The 22,899-nt window shown below is 52.1% G+C and carries 19 protein-coding genes; 13 read left to right on the forward strand and 6 right to left on the reverse strand.

Annotation, left to right across the window (positions count from 1 at the left end):
- Nucleotides 1-10: 10 nt before the first annotated feature.
- Complete coding sequence (locus ACE99V_RS00125; RefSeq protein ID WP_400488915.1) at nucleotides 11-604, reverse strand: TetR/AcrR family transcriptional regulator; 594 nt, start codon at nucleotides 602-604, stop codon at nucleotides 11-13.
- 152 nt (nucleotides 605-756) lie between these two features.
- Between ACE99V_RS00125 and ACE99V_RS00130 the strand changes: the two genes are divergently transcribed.
- From ACE99V_RS00130 to ACE99V_RS00155, 6 genes are all read left to right on the forward strand, one after another.
- Nucleotides 757-1,230 carry an N-acetyltransferase gene (locus tag ACE99V_RS00130; protein WP_400488916.1) on the forward strand — a complete coding sequence of 158 codons (474 nt, stop codon included), beginning with the start codon at nucleotides 757-759 and terminating at the stop codon, nucleotides 1,228-1,230.
- Nucleotides 1,231-1,422: 192 nt separating this feature from the next.
- A complete protein-coding gene (locus ACE99V_RS00135) occupies nucleotides 1,423-3,561 on the forward strand; it encodes a methyl-accepting chemotaxis protein (protein WP_400488917.1) in 2,139 nt (712 codons plus the stop codon).
- Between the two features lie 261 nt (nucleotides 3,562-3,822).
- Nucleotides 3,823-4,548, forward strand: a complete 726-nt coding sequence (locus tag ACE99V_RS00140; protein ID WP_400488918.1) for a GTP pyrophosphokinase — start codon at nucleotides 3,823-3,825, stop codon at nucleotides 4,546-4,548.
- A gap of 3 nt (nucleotides 4,549-4,551) precedes the next feature.
- The gene (gene pepV, locus ACE99V_RS00145) at nucleotides 4,552-5,994 is read left to right on the forward strand and encodes a dipeptidase PepV (RefSeq protein ID WP_400489068.1); all 1,443 of its coding nucleotides are present in this window, start codon (nucleotides 4,552-4,554) and stop codon (nucleotides 5,992-5,994) included.
- A gap of 143 nt (nucleotides 5,995-6,137) precedes the next feature.
- Complete coding sequence (locus ACE99V_RS00150; protein WP_400488919.1) at nucleotides 6,138-7,538, forward strand: DEAD/DEAH box helicase; 1,401 nt, start codon at nucleotides 6,138-6,140, stop codon at nucleotides 7,536-7,538.
- Between the two features lie 171 nt (nucleotides 7,539-7,709).
- A complete protein-coding gene (locus ACE99V_RS00155) occupies nucleotides 7,710-7,952 on the forward strand; it encodes a hypothetical protein (protein WP_400488920.1) in 243 nt (80 codons plus the stop codon).
- A gap of 57 nt (nucleotides 7,953-8,009) precedes the next feature.
- On the opposite strand, the gene ACE99V_RS00160 is transcribed toward ACE99V_RS00155, so the two are convergent.
- Nucleotides 8,010-9,419 carry an RsmF rRNA methyltransferase first C-terminal domain-containing protein gene (locus ACE99V_RS00160; protein ID WP_400488921.1) on the reverse strand — a complete coding sequence of 470 codons (1,410 nt, stop codon included), beginning with the start codon at nucleotides 9,417-9,419 and terminating at the stop codon, nucleotides 8,010-8,012.
- A gap of 88 nt (nucleotides 9,420-9,507) precedes the next feature.
- Here ACE99V_RS00160 and ACE99V_RS00165 point away from each other — a divergent pair, with 88 nt between their 5' ends.
- Together ACE99V_RS00165 and ACE99V_RS00170 are read left to right on the forward strand one after the other, a co-directional pair.
- On the forward strand, nucleotides 9,508-10,266 hold the full coding sequence (locus ACE99V_RS00165; protein WP_400488922.1) for a hypothetical protein: 759 nt from the start codon (nucleotides 9,508-9,510) through the stop codon (nucleotides 10,264-10,266).
- Nucleotides 10,267-10,286: 20 nt separating this feature from the next.
- Nucleotides 10,287-11,222, forward strand: a complete 936-nt coding sequence (locus ACE99V_RS00170; RefSeq protein WP_400488923.1) for a methyl-accepting chemotaxis protein — start codon at nucleotides 10,287-10,289, stop codon at nucleotides 11,220-11,222.
- 112 nt (nucleotides 11,223-11,334) lie between these two features.
- Here ACE99V_RS00170 and ACE99V_RS00175 read toward each other — a convergent pair whose 3' ends face one another.
- The 4 genes from ACE99V_RS00175 to ACE99V_RS00190 all read right to left on the reverse strand — a co-directional run bounded on the left by ACE99V_RS00175 (nucleotide 11,335) and on the right by ACE99V_RS00190 (nucleotide 16,379).
- Nucleotides 11,335-13,176, reverse strand: a complete 1,842-nt coding sequence (locus tag ACE99V_RS00175; protein WP_400488924.1) for a TRAP transporter permease — start codon at nucleotides 13,174-13,176, stop codon at nucleotides 11,335-11,337.
- A 12-nt stretch (nucleotides 13,177-13,188) separates the two neighbouring features.
- Nucleotides 13,189-14,265, reverse strand: a complete 1,077-nt coding sequence (locus ACE99V_RS00180; protein WP_400488925.1) for a TAXI family TRAP transporter solute-binding subunit — start codon at nucleotides 14,263-14,265, stop codon at nucleotides 13,189-13,191.
- Nucleotides 14,265-15,233 carry a phenylacetate--CoA ligase family protein gene (locus ACE99V_RS00185; protein ID WP_400488926.1) on the reverse strand — a complete coding sequence of 323 codons (969 nt, stop codon included), beginning with the start codon at nucleotides 15,231-15,233 and terminating at the stop codon, nucleotides 14,265-14,267. The genes ACE99V_RS00180 and ACE99V_RS00185 overlap by 1 nt, the downstream gene beginning before the upstream one ends.
- 318 nt (nucleotides 15,234-15,551) lie before the next feature.
- Nucleotides 15,552-16,379, reverse strand: a complete 828-nt coding sequence (locus ACE99V_RS00190) for an ATP-grasp fold amidoligase family protein (protein ID WP_400488927.1) — start codon at nucleotides 16,377-16,379, stop codon at nucleotides 15,552-15,554.
- Nucleotides 16,380-16,659: 280 nt separating this feature from the next.
- Between ACE99V_RS00190 and hppD the strand changes: the two genes are divergently transcribed.
- The 5 genes from hppD (at nucleotide 16,660) to ACE99V_RS00215 (ending at nucleotide 22,831) form a co-directional block, all read left to right on the forward strand.
- Nucleotides 16,660-17,748, forward strand: a complete 1,089-nt coding sequence (hppD, locus tag ACE99V_RS00195; protein WP_400488928.1) for a 4-hydroxyphenylpyruvate dioxygenase — start codon at nucleotides 16,660-16,662, stop codon at nucleotides 17,746-17,748.
- A 157-nt stretch (nucleotides 17,749-17,905) separates the two neighbouring features.
- On the forward strand, nucleotides 17,906-19,627 hold the full coding sequence (locus ACE99V_RS00200; RefSeq protein ID WP_400488929.1) for a LytS/YhcK type 5TM receptor domain-containing protein: 1,722 nt from the start codon (nucleotides 17,906-17,908) through the stop codon (nucleotides 19,625-19,627).
- Nucleotides 19,602-20,384 carry a LytR/AlgR family response regulator transcription factor gene (locus ACE99V_RS00205; protein ID WP_400488930.1) on the forward strand — a complete coding sequence of 261 codons (783 nt, stop codon included), beginning with the start codon at nucleotides 19,602-19,604 and terminating at the stop codon, nucleotides 20,382-20,384. The genes ACE99V_RS00200 and ACE99V_RS00205 overlap by 26 nt, the downstream gene beginning before the upstream one ends.
- 144 nt (nucleotides 20,385-20,528) lie before the next feature.
- On the forward strand, nucleotides 20,529-22,622 hold the full coding sequence (locus tag ACE99V_RS00210) for a carbon starvation CstA family protein (RefSeq protein ID WP_400488931.1): 2,094 nt from the start codon (nucleotides 20,529-20,531) through the stop codon (nucleotides 22,620-22,622).
- The gene (locus ACE99V_RS00215) at nucleotides 22,619-22,831 is read left to right on the forward strand and encodes a CstA-like transporter-associated (seleno)protein (protein WP_400488932.1); all 213 of its coding nucleotides are present in this window, start codon (nucleotides 22,619-22,621) and stop codon (nucleotides 22,829-22,831) included. The genes ACE99V_RS00210 and ACE99V_RS00215 overlap by 4 nt, the downstream gene beginning before the upstream one ends.
- Nucleotides 22,832-22,899: the final 68 nt, after the last annotated feature.

The following is a 22,899-nucleotide window of genomic DNA, read 5'->3' on the forward strand; positions in this document are numbered from 1 at the left end:
CCCCGCCGCTTTACTCAGCGTCCAGCCCTTCAAACACAATCGACACCTTTTCTTCCATAATCTCTTCCAGCGGCCAGGCGCCTTCGCTGCGCACCCAATCGTACAGAGCGTTGTAATAGATGTTTTCCAGCATGTTGGCAGCGACCAGAGGGTTGAATTTGGTTTTGAGCCGCCCTTTTTCCTGTGCCTCCTCAATCAGGTCGGCGAACAGTTCGCGCAGCTCAATGTAGACGTTTTTCTCCGATTCCAGAACTCTGCGGTGTTTCATGGAGGACTCGATCAGGACTTTGATGAAATCGTAATTTTGAATATTGACTTCGTTTAAAATTTTGTAGATCCGCAGCACGCGCTGTTTGCAGCTTTCCCCGAAATCCCATTCTTCCCGGCGCTCTTCAATTTCCTGAAGACGTTCATAGCCCCAGTTCGCGAGGATCGATTCCTTTGACGTAAAATGAAGAAAAATGGTTCCGCGAGCTACGTCAGCTTCCTCCGAAATCATATCGATCGTCGTTGCCTCAAATCCGTGCTCTTTGAACAGCTTGATCGCCGCGTTAAAAATTTTTTGTCTGGTTTCGCGTTTCTTTCGTTCTCTGCGTGTCGTCAAAGGAAAACACCTCCGTTCCATATTATAGCATATCCATTCTCCGACAAGAAAAAGGGATAGACTTCTTGCGGGAGGGAATGTATATTTATATATCATAATGAATAATTATTATTCACAATCAGGTTGAAGTGCCGAAGTGGAGGAATGGATAGATGAGTGCTACAAAAGCCCTCACAGTACGTCAAGCGACAATGAAAGACGTCGACCAGATGCTTGAAATTATTAATCAATATGCACAACAAGGGTTGATGCTCCCACGCACCAAACTGTCCGTATGCGAGCATCTGCAGTCCTTTATCGTGGCTCATGACGGGGATTCGGTGGTAGGTGTCGCCGGTTTGCACATTCTGTGGGAAGACCTTGCGGAGATTCGTTCCCTGGCCATCGCCGAGAGAGCGAAGGGGATGGGAGTGGGCAAGCGATTGGTGTTGTACCTGGTGGAACAGTGCAGGGTGCTGGGAATCAATCGCGCACTGGCACTCACCTACCAAAAAGAGTTTTTTGAGAAGTGCGGTTTTCGCATCGTTCCGAAAGAGACGCTTCCACAGAAGGTTTGGAAGGATTGCATCAACTGCTCGAAGCTGCCGGTTTGCGATGAAATCGCAATGATCGTGGAGACAGTATAGGGATTTTATAGGATTTGAAAAATCAAAAATATAGCATAGTTTTTTATTTTCTGTATTTTTGGTAAGATATTCTTATCATTCATAGAGAAAATAGGATCATCGAATCATTCTTCAACCCCCTGCGGGGCACAGGATGTAACTTTGCAGGGGTTTTTACGAGGTAGAGTCGTCACGATGATGGGGGGCTATGCTATGAAAATGGGGGCACGGGTGCTGCTCGCCTTGCTGCTGGTGGGAATTGTACCGCTCACTGTGGCCGGGGTTTTTGCGTACCTGCAGACCAAACAGGAACTCTTGCAGGGAAGCGCCGCTACGTTGGAGGCGCTTCGCAACAGCAACAAGGAACAGGTGGAAAACTACTTCCGCGAACGCTCCAAAAACATGGAGGCCATGGCCGGTACAGGTTCGGTGATCCAGGGCCTGGTTGAGTTCGAGCGGGTCTGGAAGCAAGGAAAAGAGTCGCCTGCCTACCAGGAAGTTGAGTATGAATACGGAAAAGAGCTGAAGATGTTTGTCGCCCGGTATGGGTTTTCCAACGCCTATCTGATCAATGCAACGGGCGACATCGTATACGAAACAAAGCCGCAATCCGATTTCGGGGCCAACCTTCTCGACGGCAAATGGAAAGGAACAGCCCTCGGCCATGCTGCGGAGCGTGTATTCAAGGCGCAAAGCCCGGAGCTGACGGACGTCAGACGGTATGAGCCGTCCGGCAACGTTCCCTCCGTCTTCATCTCTGTTCCCATTTTTGAAAACGGAGCGTTGATTGGTCAACTGGCCGGGGAGGTGCCACTCGACTACATATCCCGACAACTGAACCGCCGGGATGGTCTGGGGAAAACTGGAAAAATCTATCTTCTCGGTCAGGATAAACTGATGCGAACCGATTTGGGGAATGGTCAGGAAACCCTGTTGAAACAAAAAGTGGAGACCCCGACGGCACAGGCTGTTCTCTTTTCCAATCAGCCGACCGGGACGACAGTGGCCGTCGACTACCGCGGAAATGAAGTGCTGGTTTCCTACGACCAGGTGAAGGTAGGAAAACTGACCTGGGCGATCCTGGCGGAGATGGATATGACCGAGATCATGTCGGGACCGAACAAGATACGCAACACCAGCCTGGTCGTTAACGGCATCGTTCTGGTTCTCGTGATTGTGATCGCCGCCGTATTCGCGCGCGGCCTGCGCAAATCGTTTTCCCGGATGCTGGCTGTGGTCGAGAGAATCGGCCAGGGGGACTTCACCTTTGCCTTCCATCCGGCGCTCTTCAAACGAAAAGACGAGATTGGAGAGATGGCCCGCTCCCTGCATGCGATGCGCAGTCAATTGCACGACATCTTACGGGAAGTGCAGACAGCAGCCGTCTCCGTGACGAGCGCCGCCCAGGAAATTCACGGCAACACAAGCGATATTGCCGCGTCCAACCAGCACATCGTTCAGGTGGTGGACAATGTGGCAGCGACCTCCGACCTGCAGGTGGATAAGATGGGGCAGACGCTGACGCTTGCCGAAGAATTAACCGCCGATGTCCGTCAGGCGACGGAAAACGTAACAAAGGTAGCCTCTTCCTCAACGGAGATGAAACTCCACACGGAATCCGGGCGGATGGCCATCGAAGCGGTTATCGCCAGCATGAGGGAGATCAGCCAGGCGGTACAGTCAACCACGCAGGTGATCAGAGGGCTGGAACAGCGTTCAGAAGAGATTTCCGAAATCATTCAGGTGATTACCGAGATTGCCCGCCAGACCAATTTGCTGGCACTGAACGCCGCCATCGAAGCGGCACGTGCCGGCGAGCATGGCAAAGGGTTCGTGGTGGTCGCCAGTGAGGTGCGCAAACTGTCTGAAGGCACCAACCAGGCCGCCCAAAAAATCGTTTCCATGATCGGAGAAATCCAGTCCGATACAGCGAAGGCCGTGGAGCGGATGGAACACGGCACCGCCACGGTGGTTCATGGCATGAAGACAGCTCAGCAGTCAGGGGAGCTGTTTGCGCAGATCGAACAAAACATCCTGCGGGTGTCCGGGGAGATGGAGGGAGTCAGCACGGCCTTTGCCCGGATGGTCCCCAGTGCCCAGGAAGTGGTAGGAGTGGCCCAGGAGGTCTCATCCGCTTCCGCCGAAGCTTCTGCGGGTATGCAGAGCATATCGGCTGCGGTGGAGGAGCAAAGTGCCGCCATGGAACTGATCGTTCGCTCTGCCGACCAGCTGGCGGGACTGGCGGAACACCTGCTGCAATCACTTTCGGCGTTTCACCTGGAAGAGACACAGTCAATAGAAACGGAAGAGAAAAATCGTTACGAAAGAGAGAAGAACACATATGATCTGTGAATCATATGTGTTCTCCTTTTGTTGTTTTCAACTAACGATGCCCGATAGCTTAAAAACATTTTTCATTGTGGCTAGTTGGTAGGATGCGGGATCAGGCGGAGGGACGGCCAATCCGAAGTTTGTTCGATTGCTAAAAGAAGGCGACCGCTCCGCGGAAAACCTGGGAAGCAAATGTCTGCAGGTTCTCTTTTTTTGAAGGATAACCGATGGGAAATGTTGAATCATAAGGACAGTGGATCAATGGGCCGGAGGGAACACAACGTGCATAAGTTAGACTGGGAAATGTACCTGCTGCCATATGAACAAGCGGTCGAGGAAATCAAGGTAAAGCTGAAAAATATTCGAAACGAGCTGCGTAAGCGGAAGGAACACGCTCCCATCGAATTTGTCATGGGACGCGTCAAATCGATTCCGAGCATATATGCGAAGGCAAACCGTCTGCAGTTTCCCATCGATGAGAACATTGCCTGGGAAATCAGGGATATCGCAGGAATACGCGTCATCTGTCAGTTTATCGACGATATTCCCGCGGTTGTCGAGATGATTCGGCAGCGGAACGACATGCACATTTATCTGGAGAAAGACTATGTCAGCACGCCAAAGGAAAGCGGTTACAGGGGCTACCATCTGGCCGTAGAGTATGGGCTGATGACGGCGCGCGGACATGTAACCATCCCGGTGGAAATCCAGATTCGCACCTTGGGTATGAACTTCTGGGCGACCATTGAACATTCGTTGAACTACAAGTACGAGGGCATCATCCCCTTTAATATCAGACAGCGCCTGATCGAAGCGGCGAAAGCCTCCTACAAGCTGGACAGCGAAATGAACAAAATACGTGACGAGATCAAGGAAGCGCAAATGGAGTTTACCAGCAAGAAAGAAGTGCCGATGGAATCGCTCCTGTCGCTGGTAGAGTTGGATTTGGATGTGGAAATGGATGCGGTTCATGACGAGGAACCAAGAAAGCAGAAGGGGACGGAGTAAATGATGAACGATCAGACAATCAACTGGCTGGAAGAAGTGGAAAAGCGAAAGGAAGACCTGATTGCTACGACGCAGCAATTTCTGCAAATCAAAAGCGTGCTGGATCCAGACACGGCAAGGGATGGCGCTCCTTTTGGCGAGGGAATCCGTCAGGCGCTTGATTTTGCCCTGAAGGTTTGTGCCGACGCCGGCATGACCATCAAGGACGTGGACGGCTATGCAGCCCATGCCGAATTCGGTCAGGGAGATGAACTGATCGGTGTGCTCAGTCACGTGGACGTGGTGCCGGAGGGAGACGGATGGTCTAGCCCGCCGTATGCGGCCGAGATCGTCGACGGAAAGATTGTCGCCCGCGGCGCCATTGACGACAAGGGCCCGGCGATGGCCTCCATCTTTGCTGCCAAAATCGTAAAAGAGCTGGGGCTGCCTCTGTCGAAGCGGGTACGATTGATCTTCGGAACGGATGAGGAGTCCAATTGGCAGTGTGTCAAAACGTATTTCCAGCGCGAAGAGATGCCGACGATGGGATTTACGCCTGACGCCGATTTTCCGTTAATCTATGCGGAGAAGGGCTTGACCGACCTGACGTTCCGTCAGACGCAGGAGGCGTATGCCGCTCAGCAGCTTCCGAGCAGAGCGGATGCCGAAGGGAAGCTGATTGCCCTTCAGGCCGGACTTCGAATGAACATGGTGCCAGATCAGGCGACAGCTGCGGTGCAGCCTGTCAGCCAAACGGCGGAGGCCATTGTTGAACGCTACCGGTCTTATTTGTCCGAAGCCAACCTGGAAGGACAGGCGCTAGTCGAGGACAATCTGGTGAAGCTGAGTATGAAAGGCGTCTCCGTTCACGGGATGGACCCGAGCAAAGGGGTGAACGCCGGGACGGAACTGGTTCACTTTTTGTCGACGCTTCGTCTGGATGAGCGGGCGGAACAGTTCGTGCAGTTTACAGAACGCTACCTGTATCGACAGCACTATGGGGAGTCGTTTGGCATTGGACACAGCGATCCGGAAATGGGGCCGCTCACGCTCAACACCGGCGTGATCGAGTACGCGACGGACGGGGAGATCGTCTTCCGCGTCAACATCCGCTACCCGCATTCCCAGCCGTACGACCGGTGGGAGCCGATTCTGACCAGCCGTCTTAAGGAAGCGGCCTTCCGTCTGGAGGTAGTGGAACATTTTGCACCCCATCGGGTAGACCCCAACCATCCGCTGGTGACGACACTCCAACGCGTCTATACCGAGCACACCGGTGAGGAGGCCAACATCATCGCCATCGGCGGAGCCACCTACGGGCGGTCGCTGCAAGTGGGCGTAGCGTTCGGTCCGCTGTTCCCGGGCCGTCCCGACACTGCACACCAGCGGGACGAGCACATTCTGGTGGATGATCTGGTAAAGGCCACGGCGATCTACGCCCAGGCTATTTACGAACTGGCGAAATAAGAATCCATTTGCTTCTCCCCATTGCAACCACTTTCTTGACAACCGGAGGGCCGCGAATCAAGTGCGCGACCCTTTTTCTTGTCTTTTTGGAAATACTATTTTACTATGGTAAGATGTGCTTGTAAGAAAGGAAGTGGAGTATCATGGGTAAATCGTTTGCTTCATTTGGATTTCGACCGGAAGTCATGCAGGGTATTGAAGACCTGTTCTATAAAGAGCCCACACCGATTCAGGAAGAGGCAATCCCTTACATTTTGGAAGGGAAGGACGTCATCGGCCAGGCCCAGACGGGTACGGGAAAAACGGCTGCGTTCGTCCTTCCCATTCTGCAAAAGCTGCAGCTGGACAAGCGGGACATTCAGGCGTTGATTCTGACACCGACGCGGGAGCTGTCCATCCAGATTGCGCAGGAGATTGAAAAGCTGGGCAAGCATCTGGAGGTGAACGTGCTCTCCCTGCACGGTGGAACCGATATTGAGAGGCAGCTGAGCAAGTTAAAGCACACTGTCCATATCGTGGTGGGCACACCGGGCCGGGTGCTGGATCACATAAAGCGCGGGTCGCTCCATTTTGGGCGTATCTCCACGCTGGTGCTCGATGAGGCGGACAAAATGCTGGAGATGGGGTTCCTCGACGAAGTGGAACAAATTATTGTCTCTACGCCGCAGCATCGCCAGGTTCTTCTCTTCTCCGCAACCATGCCGGATCTGGTGAAAAAGCTGGCCCAACGCTTCATGGACCAGCCGCCCCATATTCGGATCGAGACGAAGCAAAAAACCGTGGAAATCATTGAGCAGCTGTACTACGTGATCAATCAAAGCGACAAGACGGACGCACTCGTCGACCTGTTGGAATCGGTAAATCCGTACCTGGCGATCATTTTTGCCAATACCCAGCAGCGCGTGCAGCAGCTGACTGCCCGGTTGCAGGAAAGCGGGTTCGCAGCGCAGGCGCTGTACGGAGACCTGTCGCAAAACAAGCGGGAGCAGTTGATGAAGCAGTTTCGTGACATCAAGTTTCAATACCTGGTGGCGACGGATATTGCTGCCCGCGGGTTGGACGTGGAAGGCGTCACGCACGTGATTAACTACGACCTTCCCAACGATGTCGAGAGCTACATTCACCGTGTCGGCCGAACGGGTCGCGCCGGCCAAAAAGGCACGGCCATTTCGTTCTGCTCGCCGCGCCAAAAAAGCTTGATTGCCCGTTTCGCCAAGGCCACCAAAGCGAAGATTGAGGAAAAAATATTCGTTCCCGGCCGTCACCTCGACGCAGGGCGCAAGGAACGTGCCAAGGAGCGCGAGGAGTACTTTGTCAAGCTGCGCGAAGAGAAGCAAAAGGAAGAGAAGCGGGAGAAGGCAAAGAAGGACGCTCCGCTCCGGGAGGCGCTGAAGAAATCGGCGAAAGTAAAACCGGGATACAAAAAGAAGCTGGCCAAGGAAATGGAAGAGTGGAAGACGCAGTATGAGCAAAAGCGTCGCCGGGAAGAAGCCAAGGCCGCTCGAAAAAAGACAGCGAAGACAGCTGTAAAAAAATCGCGGTAAATGCCTCAAATACAAGACGTAGACGTCCGGTAACCGCCGGACGTTTTCTTGTTTTTCTTCCGTAGAAAAACGGGTAATGGTAAGATAGGTAGAGAACGGTTGTATTTTCCAGCCAAATTGGACGAAGACAATAGGCCCAGGCTGCTGTTCCGGGGTGTAGGGAGAGAGACTATGAGCGAAATTTGCCAGAAATGCGGGAATATCAAGCCGGCGCAAGAAGAAGTTTGCCGGGTTTGCAACCATAGCGACATGGACGAATATCGAGCAGTACGAGAGTATTTGCGAAGCAACCCTAACTCCAATGCAATGCAAATTGCCAACGCAACCGGTATCTCCGTCTCCAAAATTCTGCGCTACATCAAAACCGGTTCGCTCACCGTCGTGGACAGCGAGTACTCGCGGCGTCAGCGTTGATCTTGGACACAAAGAACCCCCCGTTTGATCGGGGGGTTTGGCCTTTTCACTGGGCTCCTACAGCCACCGCAGTCCTTTGGGATAATGGTTTTTCAACTGACCGTCCGCCTGCTTTCCCCAGCCGAGTGAAAAACCGTCGACTGTCACCAGCGTCCAGCCGCCGCTGCCGTCGTGAGGCAGGCTTTCCCCGCGCAGATAGCGCTGCAGGTCAGGATCATCTGCGGAGAAATCGGCGCTGCGAACAGCGTCGTCAGCCGCCGCAGCCAATGCGAGGGCATGGGACGGTTCGAACCGATTTTTCTTCACGGTGCCCAGATGCAGACCGGCCCGCACCACTTTCAGCCCGCCGAGATCAAGAGAGGGTGCCGGAACGTGGTACAGCTGCTCGCCAAACAGGGTAAACGCGGATTCGTCCTGCAGTTGTTCGTGGATGGCCGGCACGTTTTCTGCGGCAAATGAACGCCATGCACCCAGCGCTTCTTTCCGTCCGGCAACTCCTGCTTTGGCTTTTTTCTCCTTGCGAGGGGACATTCGATCAACGCGTTCAGCATCCGCGCGTTTCCGCAATCTCGCGATGAAATGCCCTTCTCCCGCGAGCCGATGGGGCCACAGGCGTACTGTTTTCGCCAATTCCGGCTTGATTGGATCAGCCCACTCCGGGACTCCCGGCGAGAAGTATTCAGGGTGGGGCAGCGGCGCCAGTTCAAACTCCGGATGGTCTTCAAGGAATCGGACGATGGACTGTTCGTTCTCCAGCGGAGCAAACGTGCAGGTGGAGTAGACAAGGGTTCCGCCCGGTTTCAGCATGAGGGCGGCCGCTTCGAGGATGTCCAGCTGCATCAGATGGCACTCTGTCACCTTTTCGACCGACCAGTCGTCCAGGGCTTCCGGCAGTTTGCGGAACATGCCTTCACCCGAGCAGGGAGCGTCCACCACGATCCGGTCGAAGAATTGCGGGAACCGGTCTGCAAGCCTTTCCGGCGTTTCGTTGGTGACGATTGCATTGCGAATGCCGAGGCGTTCGACGTTTTCGGAAAGAGCCTTTACCCGCACCGGATGAATTTCGTTGGCGATGAGCAACCCCTGGCCGTTTAGGGCGGCGGCCAACTGTGTGGTTTTTCCTCCGGGAGCGGCGCACAGGTCAAGCACCGTTTCGCCCGGCTGCGCCTCGGCCGCCTCGGCGACGGACATGGCACTCGGCTCCTGCAGGTAGTAGAGGCCGGCGGCGTGGTACGGATGCTTGCCAGGACGCTCCCCCTCGGGATAGTAGAATCCGGTTGGACACCAGGGGATCGGCTTCAGGGAGAACGGCTGCATCTCCAAAAAACGGGACGGTTCAATTTTCAGCGGATTTATGCGCAGCCCCTGCCAGGACGGGTGTTCGTAGCTTTTGGCAAAAGCGGCGTATTCGTCTTGCAGGAGCGTTTTCATACGCTCTTCAAAAGCAGGTGGGAAGTGAATGCTCATATGTGCCTCCAAATGTCAGATTTTGTGATAGGCGCTAGAGGAAATTGGAGAATCGTGGCGAATCTTTCAGGTTGTGAGGTGACGAACGTTGAAAGTTTCCCGTGCGGAACGATATCGCTCTCAGCGACGGGTCGACTCGGAGGTGGGTCGATTTTGGGTTATGGGTTTGCTCTTCTCACTTTTGGTACTCGCCTTTGAGTTTCTCATCGAGATTCCCGCCGAGGCGGATTGGCTGCAGGAGATGGAAATGGCCTTGTTCAGCGCCAGCTTTACGCTGCTCGCCTTTTACCTGTTGGGGTTGACGTTTGTTTTTTCACGCCAGCAGGAAGCTGGAAAAGTAAACCATCACATCATCATTTACGTGTGGTTGGGAGCGATCCTGTATCACCTGTTTTTGCTCATCAGCGGCATCGCGAATCAGCACGTGTACAAAGCAGGCATCATCTTGTTTTTAGGGCCATTATTTTTAACCATCTATCATTTTATCACGTACTTGTCCGCTTTGCGCGAGGCTCGTCGCGAGCAGGAACTGGCTACAACCGCATCCTACGAACGGGCGGCGTATCAGCTGATTCTGGAAGGAACGAAAATATACGGCGAGATCAACCGATTGAAGGCGGAGTATCCGGAAGTGGAGCAAATGCTGAAGGCGAACGACTTCTACCACAAGCTGGAGCGATATGCGCTGGAGATGCAGCAGTATCTGCAGGCACAAAAGTTTGAACGCAAGGATGTAGAGTTCCTGGAGGGTCATTACTACTTCCTGGAAAACCTGCTGACATTGGTAAAACAGCATCCGGGTGTGAAGGAATCGCGCCTGTTCGCACACCGCGACGATGACTTGTAAGGGAAGAGGGAGGGTCAAGCATGTTCTGGAAAAAGAAGAAAGACGAGGCACTTCAAGAAGTGGCAGTAGCTGTAGCAGAACCTGAATACGATAAAAAGGAAGAGTTGAACCGTGAACTTCTGTCCCTGTATGAGCGGATGGGCGCACTGATTGATCAACACGGTGTGGTAAACGCACAGCACGGAGAAATTGCAAGGCTGGCGGCACGGATGAAAGAGATTGTGGGCAACATTCAAGCCATCAGTGAAGGCTCCGACCAGTCTGCCGATCAGCTGCAGTCCCGGGGCGAGCGGTTGACCTCCATCTGTCTGCAGTCGGTTGAGCGGGCGAACGCAGGCAAGGCAGCCATGGCGGAAGTGGTTCAAGTCATGACGCTACTGGAACAGGACTCGGCCAATACGTCTGCTTCCATGAGTCGACTGGAGGAACGCTCTTCGGAAATTACCAGTATCGTACAGGTGATCAGTGACATCGCCAACCAGACCAATCTGCTGGCCCTCAACGCAGCCATCGAAGCTGCCCGGGCCGGGGAACAGGGCCGGGGGTTTGCCGTTGTCGCTGACGAGGTTCGGAAACTGGCCGAGATGACAGCCAACTCCACGAAAAACATCGCGTCGCTGATTGAAAAAATTCAGGAAGAGACAAAAGAAGCGCTCTCCAACAGCGCGAAGAGCACCGACGCCATCCGGACCGGCCTGTCCACCAGCAAGGATGCTTCAGAGAAAATGGAAGGCATCGTCCGCGCCTTCCAGGAAGTAAATGGCGAAGTATCGGGCGTCATGGAGACCATTCAGCAGCAAAAGCGTTTTTCTGATGAGATTGCCGTTCAGGTTCATCAAGCCAAGGAACTGCTGGACGTCATGCACGAAGAACTGGACTCCCATGTCAAAGAGGCGAGCGTCGTAGATCGTGAACTGGCGATCAGCTACCGGGATGTAAAAAAATTGATGTCGTAGGACGCACATAAAAGGACGAAACGGCCCTCTCCCGGTCAGCATGCGGGAAGAGGGCTGTTCACTTGGATCACGAATCGTGTTCGGCTGCAGAACCGAATAAAGCACCACTCAGTTAAAGGTGGGTTAAACTTACACGAAATTGAATCGTAAGAAGAACGGCAAATAGGAGCAACCCGGTAATATCAGAAACAATCCCATGACCAATCATAAGAATGGCTGCCGCTGCCATTAGGATTCGAACTAGGAATGGTGTTGGAGCTATCAAATAACCAACGAGCGCACCCGATAAAGCGATTAAACCGACTATCGTTTTTATCGTTATCCAGGCAATAGATATAGGCTCGCCGATTAATAAAAGCGCAGGGTTGAAAATAAAGGAAAAAGGAATCAAAAAACTAGGAATACTCAAGTAGAAAGCCAAGTAACCCGTTTTATTAGCCTTAGACTGCGCTATGCTTGCCGCACTATAAGATGCCAAAGCTACCGGTGGAGTGACCATGGACAAACAGGCCATATAGAAAATGAACATATGCACGGCTAGGGGCTGGAAACCTAACTTCGCTAATGAAGGGGCCAATAATACGGAAGCCGTGATATAGGCGGATGTGGTCGGCATTCCCATACCGAGAATGATGCATCCGAAACACACAAATAAAACGGATATAATGGGTATTCCTAATGAGTAATCAATGATGAAACTGCTGAACGTAAGCCCCAAACCGGAATGAATAATAACTCCGACCACGATTCCGGCTACAGCGCAAGGTATGGCAACCTGGATCGCTTGTTTAGCACCGCTAATCAACGAATCCATAATCTCATCCACTTTTAGTCTCGTTGATCTTCTTACATAACTGACGACCACAACGGAAATAATGGCCCAAAATGCGGATTGCTGCAGTGTTTTTCCTAAAAAAATGAAAAAGATCAGGATGACGATGGGCACAAGCAAGTGCAATTGTTTCAGCGGACTTTCGTGTGGCATTATGCTTTCCGCTGTCTTCAATCCTGATTTACTCGCTTGCAAATGGACAATGAGAAATAATGAAAAAAAATATAAAATGGCGGGAATAATAGCCGCTAATACCAGCATTGAATAATGGACACCTATGGTGTCGGCCATAATGAATGCTGCAGCCCCCATAATGGGAGGCATCATTTGACCTCCCGTTGAAGACACCGCTTCAACCGAAGCGGCAAAGGTCGGAGTATATCCGGCTCTTTTCATGAGCGGGATGGTAAAGACGCCGCTGCTTACCACGTTGCCGACGGCGCTTCCGCTTATCGTGCCCTGCAATGCGCTGGAAATCACTGCCGCCTTGGCAGGCCCCCCTTTGGACCGTTTGGTTAAACGGAAGGTAAGATCGATAAAAAGCTTTCCTCCCCCGGAATGATCCAAAAATGAGGCGAACAAGACAAAGTAGAAGACATAGTCCATAGAAACCCCTAGAGGAACACCTAATATTCCATCTTGCGAATAATACAATACTTCCGTCAAGCGTTTAAGCGTGAGTCCTCCATGATGCAGAGGACCAGGCAAAAAAGTGCCTAAAAATGAATACGCAAGAAAGATCAGGGCAAGAATGGTCATGGACTTGCCAACGGTTCTCCTTGCGGCTTCCAATAGCAGAATCAGGATGGCAAAACAAAACACATAATCCAATAGGGTCAAATCGCTGACAAATTGAATGCGGGCCAGCAGCCGATCGGCCTCTATATAAATGTAAATCCCGGATGCCAGCGAAACCAGGGACATGAGATAGTCCATGCCTCGAATCAGGAAATATTTTGATTTTTGTCCTTTGCGAAAGACCACAAAGGTAAGTGCCAAAGCAAAAGCAAGATGAAGGGAAGATTGTATTTGCGAGGTTAATGGACCCAATCCGGCAAGATAGAGTTGAAAGATTGACCAACTGAGGGCGATGATCGGCATCCACCCTGTATATTTTTTCACGTCCAGCCCCTCTTATTTTAAGATTCCGACTTCTTTGTAGTACCGCACCGCTCCAGGATGAAGAGGAATGCCGAGCGAATCGGGATCGGCCGCCTTTTGAGGATCAAAATCCTCTACCGATTTATGCCCGTAGACCAAGGCAGCTTTATTTTCGACAACAGCTTTGGTGATGGTGTAGGCCACTTCGTCACTCATGTCTTTGTGAGTAATATATCCTGTGACAAAGCCTACCGTATGAATATCCTCACTTTGACCTTTAAATTCTCCTTTAGGAAAAACTTCTTGGGTATATCCGTACTGCTTAAACAAATCCGTTGTGATATCTTCCAGGGGCAAAACGGCGATATCCGTTTGCAGCGCAATCTCCGTAATGACCGGGTGAGCTTTGGTCATAGCCAAAATATGCAGGTCAGCCGTACCGTTCTGGAATTTGGCTTTGATTACATCATTGGAAGTGAATTCCACAGAACCGCCAAAGCTTTTGATCATCTCATCGTTTAGTCCGTATGCTTGCAATACATGGCGGGTATTGAACTCCGCCAATGTACCCACGGTATTGGTAATGATTCTCACGGGAATTTTCTTTTCTTTGATTTGTGCCAAGGAAGTGAGATTATATTTCTTCAAAAATTCATCGCTGGCAATAATGCCTACATAATATTGATTTAAACCGCCCACCAGTCCGCGAATATCCTCAAACTTGTGATCGTAAGCAACGACACCATCATAAGCCCATTTATTCGTGACATTAAAGCTGGTGGCAAAATCCGCTTCTTTCCGCGTGACCAATTCGACATTTCCGATGGCACCCGCATAAGGCAAGATGTCCAGGTTTATTTTGATTGGTTTTGCCTCAGATAATATTTCGCCCAATGCTGCGGTAAACAGGTACACGGAGGTTTGCGTATTGCTGGTGGCCGCTTTTAAATTCACGGATATCGGCTGTCCGCTTGCACCGTTTGGGCTGTTCGCCTGTGAGAGGGCAGTGCCTCCTCCAGAATTTTGTTCTCCGCCGGCACAACTCGTCGAGATCAAGCTTAAACAGATGACGAAAATCAAAGCTAGCCAAGGAAAGGAAATCTTCTTCATCAGAATTCCCCGCTCTCGTAATATATCTTTTTATTTTTGATCAGCCCGCTCAACAGTTGCTCATCGTTGGCTACCCAGATCACCTCAATCTCATTGAGCAGACGGTTGCGTATCATCGTGCCGATTTCCGGAATGCAATCCATGATTTCCTCCCTGATCGTCGAAATCAGGGAGTCAACCGCAGATTTGCTTTTGATATAAACGGTCAGCGAATTGTTTCGTACCTTGACCCGGATCATCGCATCCTCGACATGCCGATAGACAGCCTGCTCAATATCATACAGGCTGATTTTTTCCCCGTGCTTCAGTTCGCGGCCTACCCGTTTGACAATAGATTCAAAGCTCTGTCTCTCTGCACCGTTCACCATAACAGGACGAAAATCCCTTACGACGTCATAGGTCACAAAACGAAGGGCCGGAAATAATTTGCGATTGAGTGAAGTAAGCACCAGGATACTTTCGTTTTTGCCCAGCGGCTCGAATTCACCGCCTAATTCGTGCGTCGCGATTCCTTCCGCAAAAATTCCGTCGACAAGAATATACCTGTCAAGATGATGGGAGTAAGAAGCGATTAAGCCGAGTTCAGTCGAACCGTATGTGACCATAATGTCATGCGGCTCAATTCCGAACAGACGGGCCATATTTCTCCGCCACTTCGGCGTGGTGAATTCCCCGAGCAGAATCATCTTGCGGATACCAAACGCACGCGGATTCTCGGCGGCATATACGATATGGTCCAGAATAGAAGGCATCGTGTACAGCAGATCGGGCTTAAACGTTTGCAGCCGTTCTATGTGCCGCTCGATCGGCAGTTCAAAGGAAATGGATTCGTATTCCAATCCCAGCCGTGCGAATATGGCCGGAGAGTTGCTCATCACAACGCCGGTGGACCCACCCATGTCCGCCAAAGCCTTAGTGCACCCGCTTCCCGCAATAAATTCGCTGTACAGCTTCACAATGATATTCATGCGGTGCCTGAGGTCTTCCTCAGAGAAAATGATAGATTTTCGCCGGCCCGAGCTTGTACCTGAAGTTTGGTATACGAATAGACTTGGATCGTTAGGTTGGTTGTAATAATAATTCTCGATCATTTCCGATGTCATTAGAGGCAAATCCTGCAAGCTGTCCATTTCTTCTGCTTTCTTTCCGCCGATCAAGCCTTTGTACCAAGGATATAACTCGCATACTTCCCGTACCTTATCCTGTAATGGATCCAATGGTATCATGGTTGCCTCCCGCGCGCTGCATACTGCAGTTTCTGAAATAAACAATTGCAGTTGAGCCTTTTAGACATAGCGACTCAAATCCAGAAATGAACCCAACCATTTCTGGAAATCCAATGGACTGAGGAAATAACCCGATAATGGCACAAAGGTTAATTCGCCAAAATAAACTTTGTCATTTGTATGATAGAGGTCAACTCGTACATAGGGGAAGTCTTGCGAAAGTTGCTGGGCAATGGCCACCATCTCTGAGAAGCGTTTCGGTTTCTTCAGTGGTTGAGGGAATAAATTCACCCCAGTAAAATCGAAAGGTGGCTCTTTCCAATTCATGTCATACAATCGAACCTTTGGCTTGCTGTTAGCCGATCGACCTCCGATGACCGAAACAACCATTGGTTTTCCATGGAAACATTGAATCTTGTAATCTTTCAGATCCCCAGACGGATCATGTAAATATTTTTCAATCATTGCGCGACCTTGTAACGGTTTATAATTGCGTTCTCCAGATAAATCACAGTAATTGGTATTGAGCCACTTATTCATTCTTCTCCTGGTTTTGTACCAATTCAGTCGTGATTTGTCTTTGACAAGGATATTCCAACAGCTGCCATGGGTTGCTTTCAATGCGAATGATCGGGGGAGGGAATGTACTTTGATGTTATGTGCATTATCGTAAACACCAAGGAGTGGAACAAGATACTGTTCACCGATCCTCTCCTTTATAAATTGGCGAACCTCATACTTATCGGTATATTTTGCAAACCTCTCTAGTTTTCCATAGAGTTTAATCCATTGCAATTTCTCGGAAATAGTTTGGGGATTGCTTAAGTTGATGTCGTACCCGAATTTTTTTCTGAAATTTTTTATAATAAATTGAACGTCGTCCGCCATAAATTGAACACTTCCCTTCACATTTCAAGAGCGTTTGCCAAGCTCAAAAACCATTTTATGCAGATAGCAACTTTTTGTTTTTGTCTCGCTTTAAAATCAACTCCTCGCAGCCTCAATGAAACTCATCGTACCAAGCGCGATTGCATTTGCGTACTTTATGGGGGAAAAGCGTTTATGCGTTGCTCCGTGTTCTTGCAGGAGTAAACCCTTCCCATGTAATCTCAGGATAAAGACGAAATGCTTGCAATCGTTTTGAAACTCTGAAAACGGAGGGTAACGAATGAGCACCGATTTCTTTCCGATTCAAGATTGGGACTACGTGGAGTTTTACGTTGGCAACGCCAAGCAAACCATGCACTACTTTACCAAAGCGTTTGGTTTCAAAGCGGTAGCCTACGCCGGTCTGGAAACCGGTTCCCGCGAAAAAGTGTCTTATGTGCTGAAACAAAATCACATCACGTTTGTCATCAGTGGAACACTGACGCCGAATAGTCCGCTTGCGGAGTTTGTAAAACTGCACGGCGACGGCGTAAAAGACGTGGCACTTCGCGTGGAAGACTGTGAAAAAGCGTTCCAGGAGGCGGTTGCCCGCGGAGCGAAGCCTGTCATGGAACCCACCGAGTACACCGACCAGTTCGGCACAGTGAAAAAAGCGACTGTCGCTACCTATGGCGACAACGTCCACTCCTTTATCGAACGAAAGAACTACAACGGACCGTTCTTCCCGGGCTACACCGCCTACGAGTCTCCGGTGCAGGCCCCGTCCACCGGCCTGATCGGGATCGACCACATCGTGGGCAACGTGGAAAACATGGAAGAGTGGGTTTCCTATTATGAAAAGGTGTTTGGATTCAGCGTTCTGCGTCACTTTGACGACGAATCCATCTCCACGGAGTATTCCGCACTCATGTCCAAAGTCATGCAGAGCGGTACGGGACGCATCAAGTTCCCGATCAACGAGCCCGCTGAAGGAAAGCGCAAATCCCAGATTCAAGAATATCTGGAGTTCTATCACGGGGCGGGCGTGCAGCACCTGGCGCTGTTGACCAACGACATCGTCGAAACCATTACCCAACTCCGCGCGAACGGCGTCGACTTCCTGTATGTACCGGAAACGTACTACGAAGATCTGAAACAGCGTGTAGGCAGCATTGACGAGGACATCGAGCAGTTGAAAAAGCTGAACATCCTGGTGGACTGCGACGACGAGGGCTATCTGCTGCAGTTGTTCAGCAAGCCGATCGTAGACCGCCCGACGCTCTTTATCGAAATCATTCAGCGCAAAGGTGCCCGCGGATTTGGCGAAGGCAACTTCAAAGCGTTGTTTGAATCGCTGGAACGTGAACAAGAGCTTCGCGGCAATCTGTAAAACAATCAAATTCTTGTGTAGGTCCGCTGGCGGCAAATCCACCGGCGGGTTTTATTTTGTGTAAGTTTTGATTTTGCTGACAATTCAGCTTGACCCGCTGCCCGCCCAGTGGCGATAATGGAACCACAACGTCTGTGGTGGGAGGAGGAACACATCCGTGAACATGGCTCTGATGATATCGCTTGCGGAACGGACCGCTGTGCTGGTCGTCGCTGCGTTTTTGTTTACGCGGGTAAAAGCGTTTCGGAGTACCCTGCATCAGCGGGCGACGCGCAAGGAAAAGGCGATCATGGTTCTGATCTTTTCCTGTATCTCGATTCTCGGAACGTACAACGGAATCTGGTTTCAGGACGCCATCGCCAACAACCGCGTCATCGGCGCCGTCGTTGCCGGCCTATTGGCAGGGCCGTGGGTGGGGCTTGCGACCGGATTGATTGCCGGCATACATCGCTATACGCTGGGCGGTTTTACCGATCTGGCCTGCGCCATCTCCACCATCTCAGAAGGGATGATGGCGGGGTTGGTCTATCATTTTCACCGCAACAAGGAAATCAAATGGACAACCGCATTGGCAGTCGGGTTTGTAGCCGAATGGATGCAAATGGGGATCATCCTGCTCGTCGCCCAACCGTTCGCACAAGCGCTCGAAGTTGTGAAAGCCATCAGCGTGCCGATGTCAGTGGTCAACTCGTTGGGAATTGCCGTTTTCATGATCATCATTGATCTGGTAAAAAGCGAAGAGGATCAAATCGGCGCCCTGCAGGCCCAGCGGACGTTGCAGGTGGCCGACAAGACACTTTCCTATCTGCGCCAGGGCTTAACCTTTGAGTCAGCGGAAAAAGTGGCGCTGGAGATTCTTCGGACGACGCGGGTGGCGGCAGTCGCCATTTGCGACACCAAATCGGTGTTGGCCCACGTCGGAGCCGGTTCCTCCCATCACGCAGCGGGACAGGATATCTCCACCAAGGCGACGCGGGAAGTGGTGGAGACCAAGGAACTAAAGATTGCCAATTCCAAAGAGGAGATCGGTTGCAAGGAGCCCAGCTGTACGCTGCGCTCTGCCATATTGGTGCCGCTAATGCGCAAGCGGGAGGTGGCTGGTGTGCTGAAGCTTTACCAGGACCGCTACCGCAAGCTTTCTGCAGTCGATCTCGAATTGGTTCGCGGATTGGGAAATCTGATCTCCACGCAGCTGGAGCTGGCTGAATTGGAGAAGCAGTCACGTCTGTTGGCCGATGCGGAGATCAAGGCGCTGCATGCCCAGATCAACCCGCACTTCTTGTTTAACGCATTGAATACGATCGTCTCGTTCATCCGTTTTCGCCCGAGCCAGGCAAGGGAGCTGCTCATTCATCTGGGCGAGTACTTCCGCCGCAATTTGCACGACAGCGGGGGCTTTGTCACGCTGGCGGAGGAACTGGAGCATATCGAAGCGTATCTGGCCATTGAGCGGGCGCGCTTTGGAGAGAAACTGCGCGTCGAATACGATGTCGAGCCGGGAGTGGAAAAGTATGTCGTCCCCGGTTTGGTGCTGCAGCCGTTGGTGGAAAACGCGGTCAAACACGGACTGCTGCCCAAACGAGAGGGGGGAGTGGTTTCAATTTTCGCCCGACGCAAGGATTTTCAGACACTCGAGTTGACGGTAGCGGACAACGGTGTGGGGATGACCTCCGATCCGTTTGCCGTAGCTTCCCCAACAAGTGACGGCAAGCGGCGTCTGTCCGGTATCGGATTGTCAAATGTTCGAGGCCGGCTTCAGTCGATTTATGGCCAGCCCTATGACATTGCCATAGAGAGCAAAGAAGGAAGAGGGACCACCTGTACCATACATTTGCCTATAGGAGTGAAGGTGCATGCTGAAAGTGTTCATCGTGGATGACGAAGCTCCGGCTCGTGCCGAGCTTCGTTTTCTGCTCGAACAGTTTCCGGACGTGGAGGTGGCAGGAGAGGCGGCGAGCGGAGAGGAGGCCATCGAGCTGATCCCGGGGGAAGCGCCGGATGCCGTTTTTCTCGATATCCATTTGCACGACCGGGACGGGGTGGACGTCGGGCAGGAATTGTACGAGCTGATGGTAAACCCGCCGATCCTCATTTTTGCCAGCGCCTACGAGATCCACGCGGTACGCGCATTTGAGACGGATGCGGTGGACTACATCGTCAAGCCGTTCAGTGAACACCGTCTGGAAAAGACGATCAATCGGGTGCGCAAGCTGCGTCTTCAGACCGAACAGCCGCAAGCGGCTTCCCCCCCCTTGGAAGAGCGTTTGCACTCGCTTTTACAGACGGTCCTGCACGAAAAGCAGCTGCGTCGGATTCCCGTGGAAAAGAACGGAAAAATCCTGCTTTTGGATCCCGACGAAATCGTGTTTGCCACCCTGGACGGGCGGTACGCCACCATTTACACGGAGTGCGAGCAGTTCGCCACCTCCTTTACCCTGCAGGACTTGGAGAACCGCCTGTCGCAACAGCTTTTTTTTCGTACGCATCGCGCCTACATTGTCAATTTGTCCAAAACGGCTGAGCTGGTGCCGTGGTTTAAGGGAGCCGTCCATTTGATCATGCAGGATCAGCGGAGTACGGAGGTGCCCGTCAGCCGCAATGTGGTGAAAGAACTGAAGAGACGCCTGGGATTTTGAAAATGAAATCGCTTTCGCGCAGATATATCCCCTTTCGCGCATGAATTTGTACTGTTTAGACAATTTGCATTTTTGTGTAACCGCTTTTTTTGTAGGGTAGAGGTATGAATTTATATTTCTTTTTATCCTAAGGAGGATACCGGGATGCAAAAATGGTTTCTCTCTGCCCTGATTTGGGGGGGTATCGCCGCGCTCGGTGCAGTTGGCTTCGGGACGTTGGCGCTCTCCCGAGGAGAGTCGGTCAACTCGTTTTGGCTGCTGACAGCCGCCCTTTGTACCTACGCTGTAGCCTACCGTTTTTACAGCAGATTCATCGCCAGTAAAATCATGGGTCTGGACGATAATCGCGCCACTCCCGCTGAAGTGAACAACGACGGAAAAGACTTCGTCCCCACAAACAAGTGGATCCTCTTCGGTCACCACTTCGCGGCCATTGCCGGTGCAGGCCCGCTCGTCGGTCCGACGCTGGCCGCACAAATGGGCTACCTGCCGGGTACCATTTGGATTATCGTCGGTGTTGTGCTCGGCGGAGCCGTTCAGGACTTCATCATTCTGTTCGGATCGATGCGCCGCAACGGGAAAACCCTCGGCCAGATGGCCAAAGAAGAGATCGGGCCGTTTGGCGGAGCATTGGCGCTTATCGGTGTCCTGGCCATCATGGTTATCCTGATCGCTGTTCTTGCGATGGTTGTGGTAAACGCTCTCGCGGAATCTCCGTGGGCTACCTTTACGATTTTCATGACATTGCCGATCGCCATTCTGATGGGCCTGTACATGCGCTACATCCGACCTGGCCGCGTGATGGAGGGGTCGCTGATCGGCCTGGGGCTCTTGTTCCTCTCTCTGTGGTGGGGGCAAGCGGTTGCGGCATCTCCGACCTGGGGACCTGCCTTTACCTTTACGAAGGTAGAGCTGGCATGGATGATCATCGTCTACGGCTTCATCGCTTCTGTACTGCCGGTGTGGCTGCTGTTGGCACCGCGCGACTACCTGAGCTCATTCCTGAAAATCGGTACGATCGCTGTACTGGCAGTAGGTATCGTACTTACGCTGCCGCCGCTTCAAATGCCTGCGCTGACCAAGTTCATTGACGGTACAGGACCGGTCTTTGCCGGAAACCTGTTCCCGTTCCTTTTCATTACGATTGCCTGCGGTGCCGTGTCCGGTTTCCACGCGCTGGTTTCCTCCGGTACGACGCCGAAAATGATTGCCAAAGAATCTCACGCACCGGCGATTGGCTACGGCGGCATGCTGATGGAGTCGGCCGTCGCCATCATGGCCATGATCGCGGCTTGCGTGCTGACACCGGGTCTTTACTTCGCCGTGAACTCTCCGGCTGCCGCAATCGGTACGGACGCAGTTGCGGCTGCGGCGAAAATTGCCGAATGGGGCTTCACCGTTACACCTGACCAAATTACCACGCTCGCCAACGACATCGGCGAAAAAACCATTTTGTCCCGAACAGGAGGAGCACCGTCGCTGGCAATCGGGATGGCGACTATCTTCTCGGCGGTTCTCGGCGGAAAAGCGCTTATGGCTTTCTGGTACCACTTCGCGATTTTGTTTGAAGCTGTATTCATCCTGACGACGATTGACGCCGGTACGCGTGTCGGACGCTTCATGGTTCAGGATCTCTTGGGCAACGTCATTCCAAAAATGAAGGATGTCACCTGGCTGCCTGGCAACCTGATTGGTTCCGCAGTCATTACGCTGGGCTGGGGTTACTTCCTCCTGCAGGGAGTTATGGATCCGCTCGGCGGTATTTACACCCTCTGGCCGTTGTTCGGCATTGCCAACCAGATGCTGGCTGCGATCGCTTTCGTGGTTGGAACGACCATTATTTTCAAGATGGGCAAGGCCCGCTACGCTTGGGTAACGCTTGTGCCGATGGCCTGGCTGAGTACGGCTACGCTGACTGCCGGCTGGCAGAAGCTGTTCCATACAAGCCCGAAAATTGGCTTCCTCGCTCATGCTGAATCGTTCCAAAAAGCACTGGCCGAGGGTAAGCTGCCTCCAGGGGCAAAAACCGTAGAGGCTGCCCAAAAAATGATTTTGAACGACCAGATCGATGCAGCGGTTTGCGCCATCTTTATGGTGATTACCATCGGCATCATCCTGGACGGTATGCGTCTCTGGATTAACATTCTGCGCGGCAAGCAGTATCCGCTTCAGGAGTCCCCGTATGTACAGTCCAAGGGCGACAACTACTACGACGGAACAGGACATCATGTCGCATGAAAAGGAAGTGGAGAGCGGCTCGCCAGTACCTGCGCCGAATGAGTTCCACGATCAAGACGATTTTTGGCATGCCGGACTACGATCGCTATCTGAAGCACTGGTACGCGAATCACGCCGCGCCCGGTCAGTTCCCGATGACAGAAAGAGAATATTACATGTGTGCGCTGCGTGACCGTTATGAAAAAGGCGGAGTCACACGTTGCTGCTAGTCAGGTGAGAAAAGGAGGCCCGGGCGCGGGCCTCTTTTTTGGGTGTATCAGAATTTATAAATTTGGAC

This window comes from Brevibacillus soli (assembly GCF_044759095.2).
GTDB lineage: Bacteria > Bacillota > Bacilli > Brevibacillales > Brevibacillaceae > JBIYSM02.

Excerpts from the sequence above, each read along its gene's own strand:
- ACE99V_RS00155 (WP_400488920.1), top strand. The coding sequence starts at position 7,710 with ATGAGCGAAATTTGCCAGAAATGCGGGAATATCAAGCCGGCGCAAGAA.
- ACE99V_RS00215 (WP_400488932.1), top strand. The coding sequence starts at position 22,619 with ATGAAAAGGAAGTGGAGAGCGGCTCGCCAGTACCTGCGCCGAATGAGT.
- ACE99V_RS00130 (WP_400488916.1), top strand. The coding sequence starts at position 757 with ATGAGTGCTACAAAAGCCCTCACAGTACGTCAAGCGACAATGAAAGAC.
- ACE99V_RS00185 (WP_400488926.1), bottom strand. The coding sequence starts at position 15,233 with ATGAATATCATTGTGAAGCTGTACAGCGAATTTATTGCGGGAAGCGGG.
- ACE99V_RS00180 (WP_400488925.1), bottom strand. The coding sequence starts at position 14,265 with ATGAAGAAGATTTCCTTTCCTTGGCTAGCTTTGATTTTCGTCATCTGT.
- ACE99V_RS00190 (WP_400488927.1), bottom strand. The coding sequence starts at position 16,379 with ATGGCGGACGACGTTCAATTTATTATAAAAAATTTCAGAAAAAAATTC.
- ACE99V_RS00135 (WP_400488917.1), top strand. The coding sequence starts at position 1,423 with ATGAAAATGGGGGCACGGGTGCTGCTCGCCTTGCTGCTGGTGGGAATT.
- ACE99V_RS00160 (WP_400488921.1), bottom strand. The coding sequence starts at position 9,419 with ATGAGCATTCACTTCCCACCTGCTTTTGAAGAGCGTATGAAAACGCTC.
- ACE99V_RS00150 (WP_400488919.1), top strand. The coding sequence starts at position 6,138 with ATGGGTAAATCGTTTGCTTCATTTGGATTTCGACCGGAAGTCATGCAG.
- hppD (WP_400488928.1), top strand. The coding sequence starts at position 16,660 with ATGAGCACCGATTTCTTTCCGATTCAAGATTGGGACTACGTGGAGTTT.
- ACE99V_RS00210 (WP_400488931.1), top strand. The coding sequence starts at position 20,529 with ATGCAAAAATGGTTTCTCTCTGCCCTGATTTGGGGGGGTATCGCCGCG.
- pepV (WP_400489068.1), top strand. The coding sequence starts at position 4,552 with ATGAACGATCAGACAATCAACTGGCTGGAAGAAGTGGAAAAGCGAAAG.
- ACE99V_RS00170 (WP_400488923.1), top strand. The coding sequence starts at position 10,287 with ATGTTCTGGAAAAAGAAGAAAGACGAGGCACTTCAAGAAGTGGCAGTA.
- ACE99V_RS00205 (WP_400488930.1), top strand. The coding sequence starts at position 19,602 with ATGCTGAAAGTGTTCATCGTGGATGACGAAGCTCCGGCTCGTGCCGAG.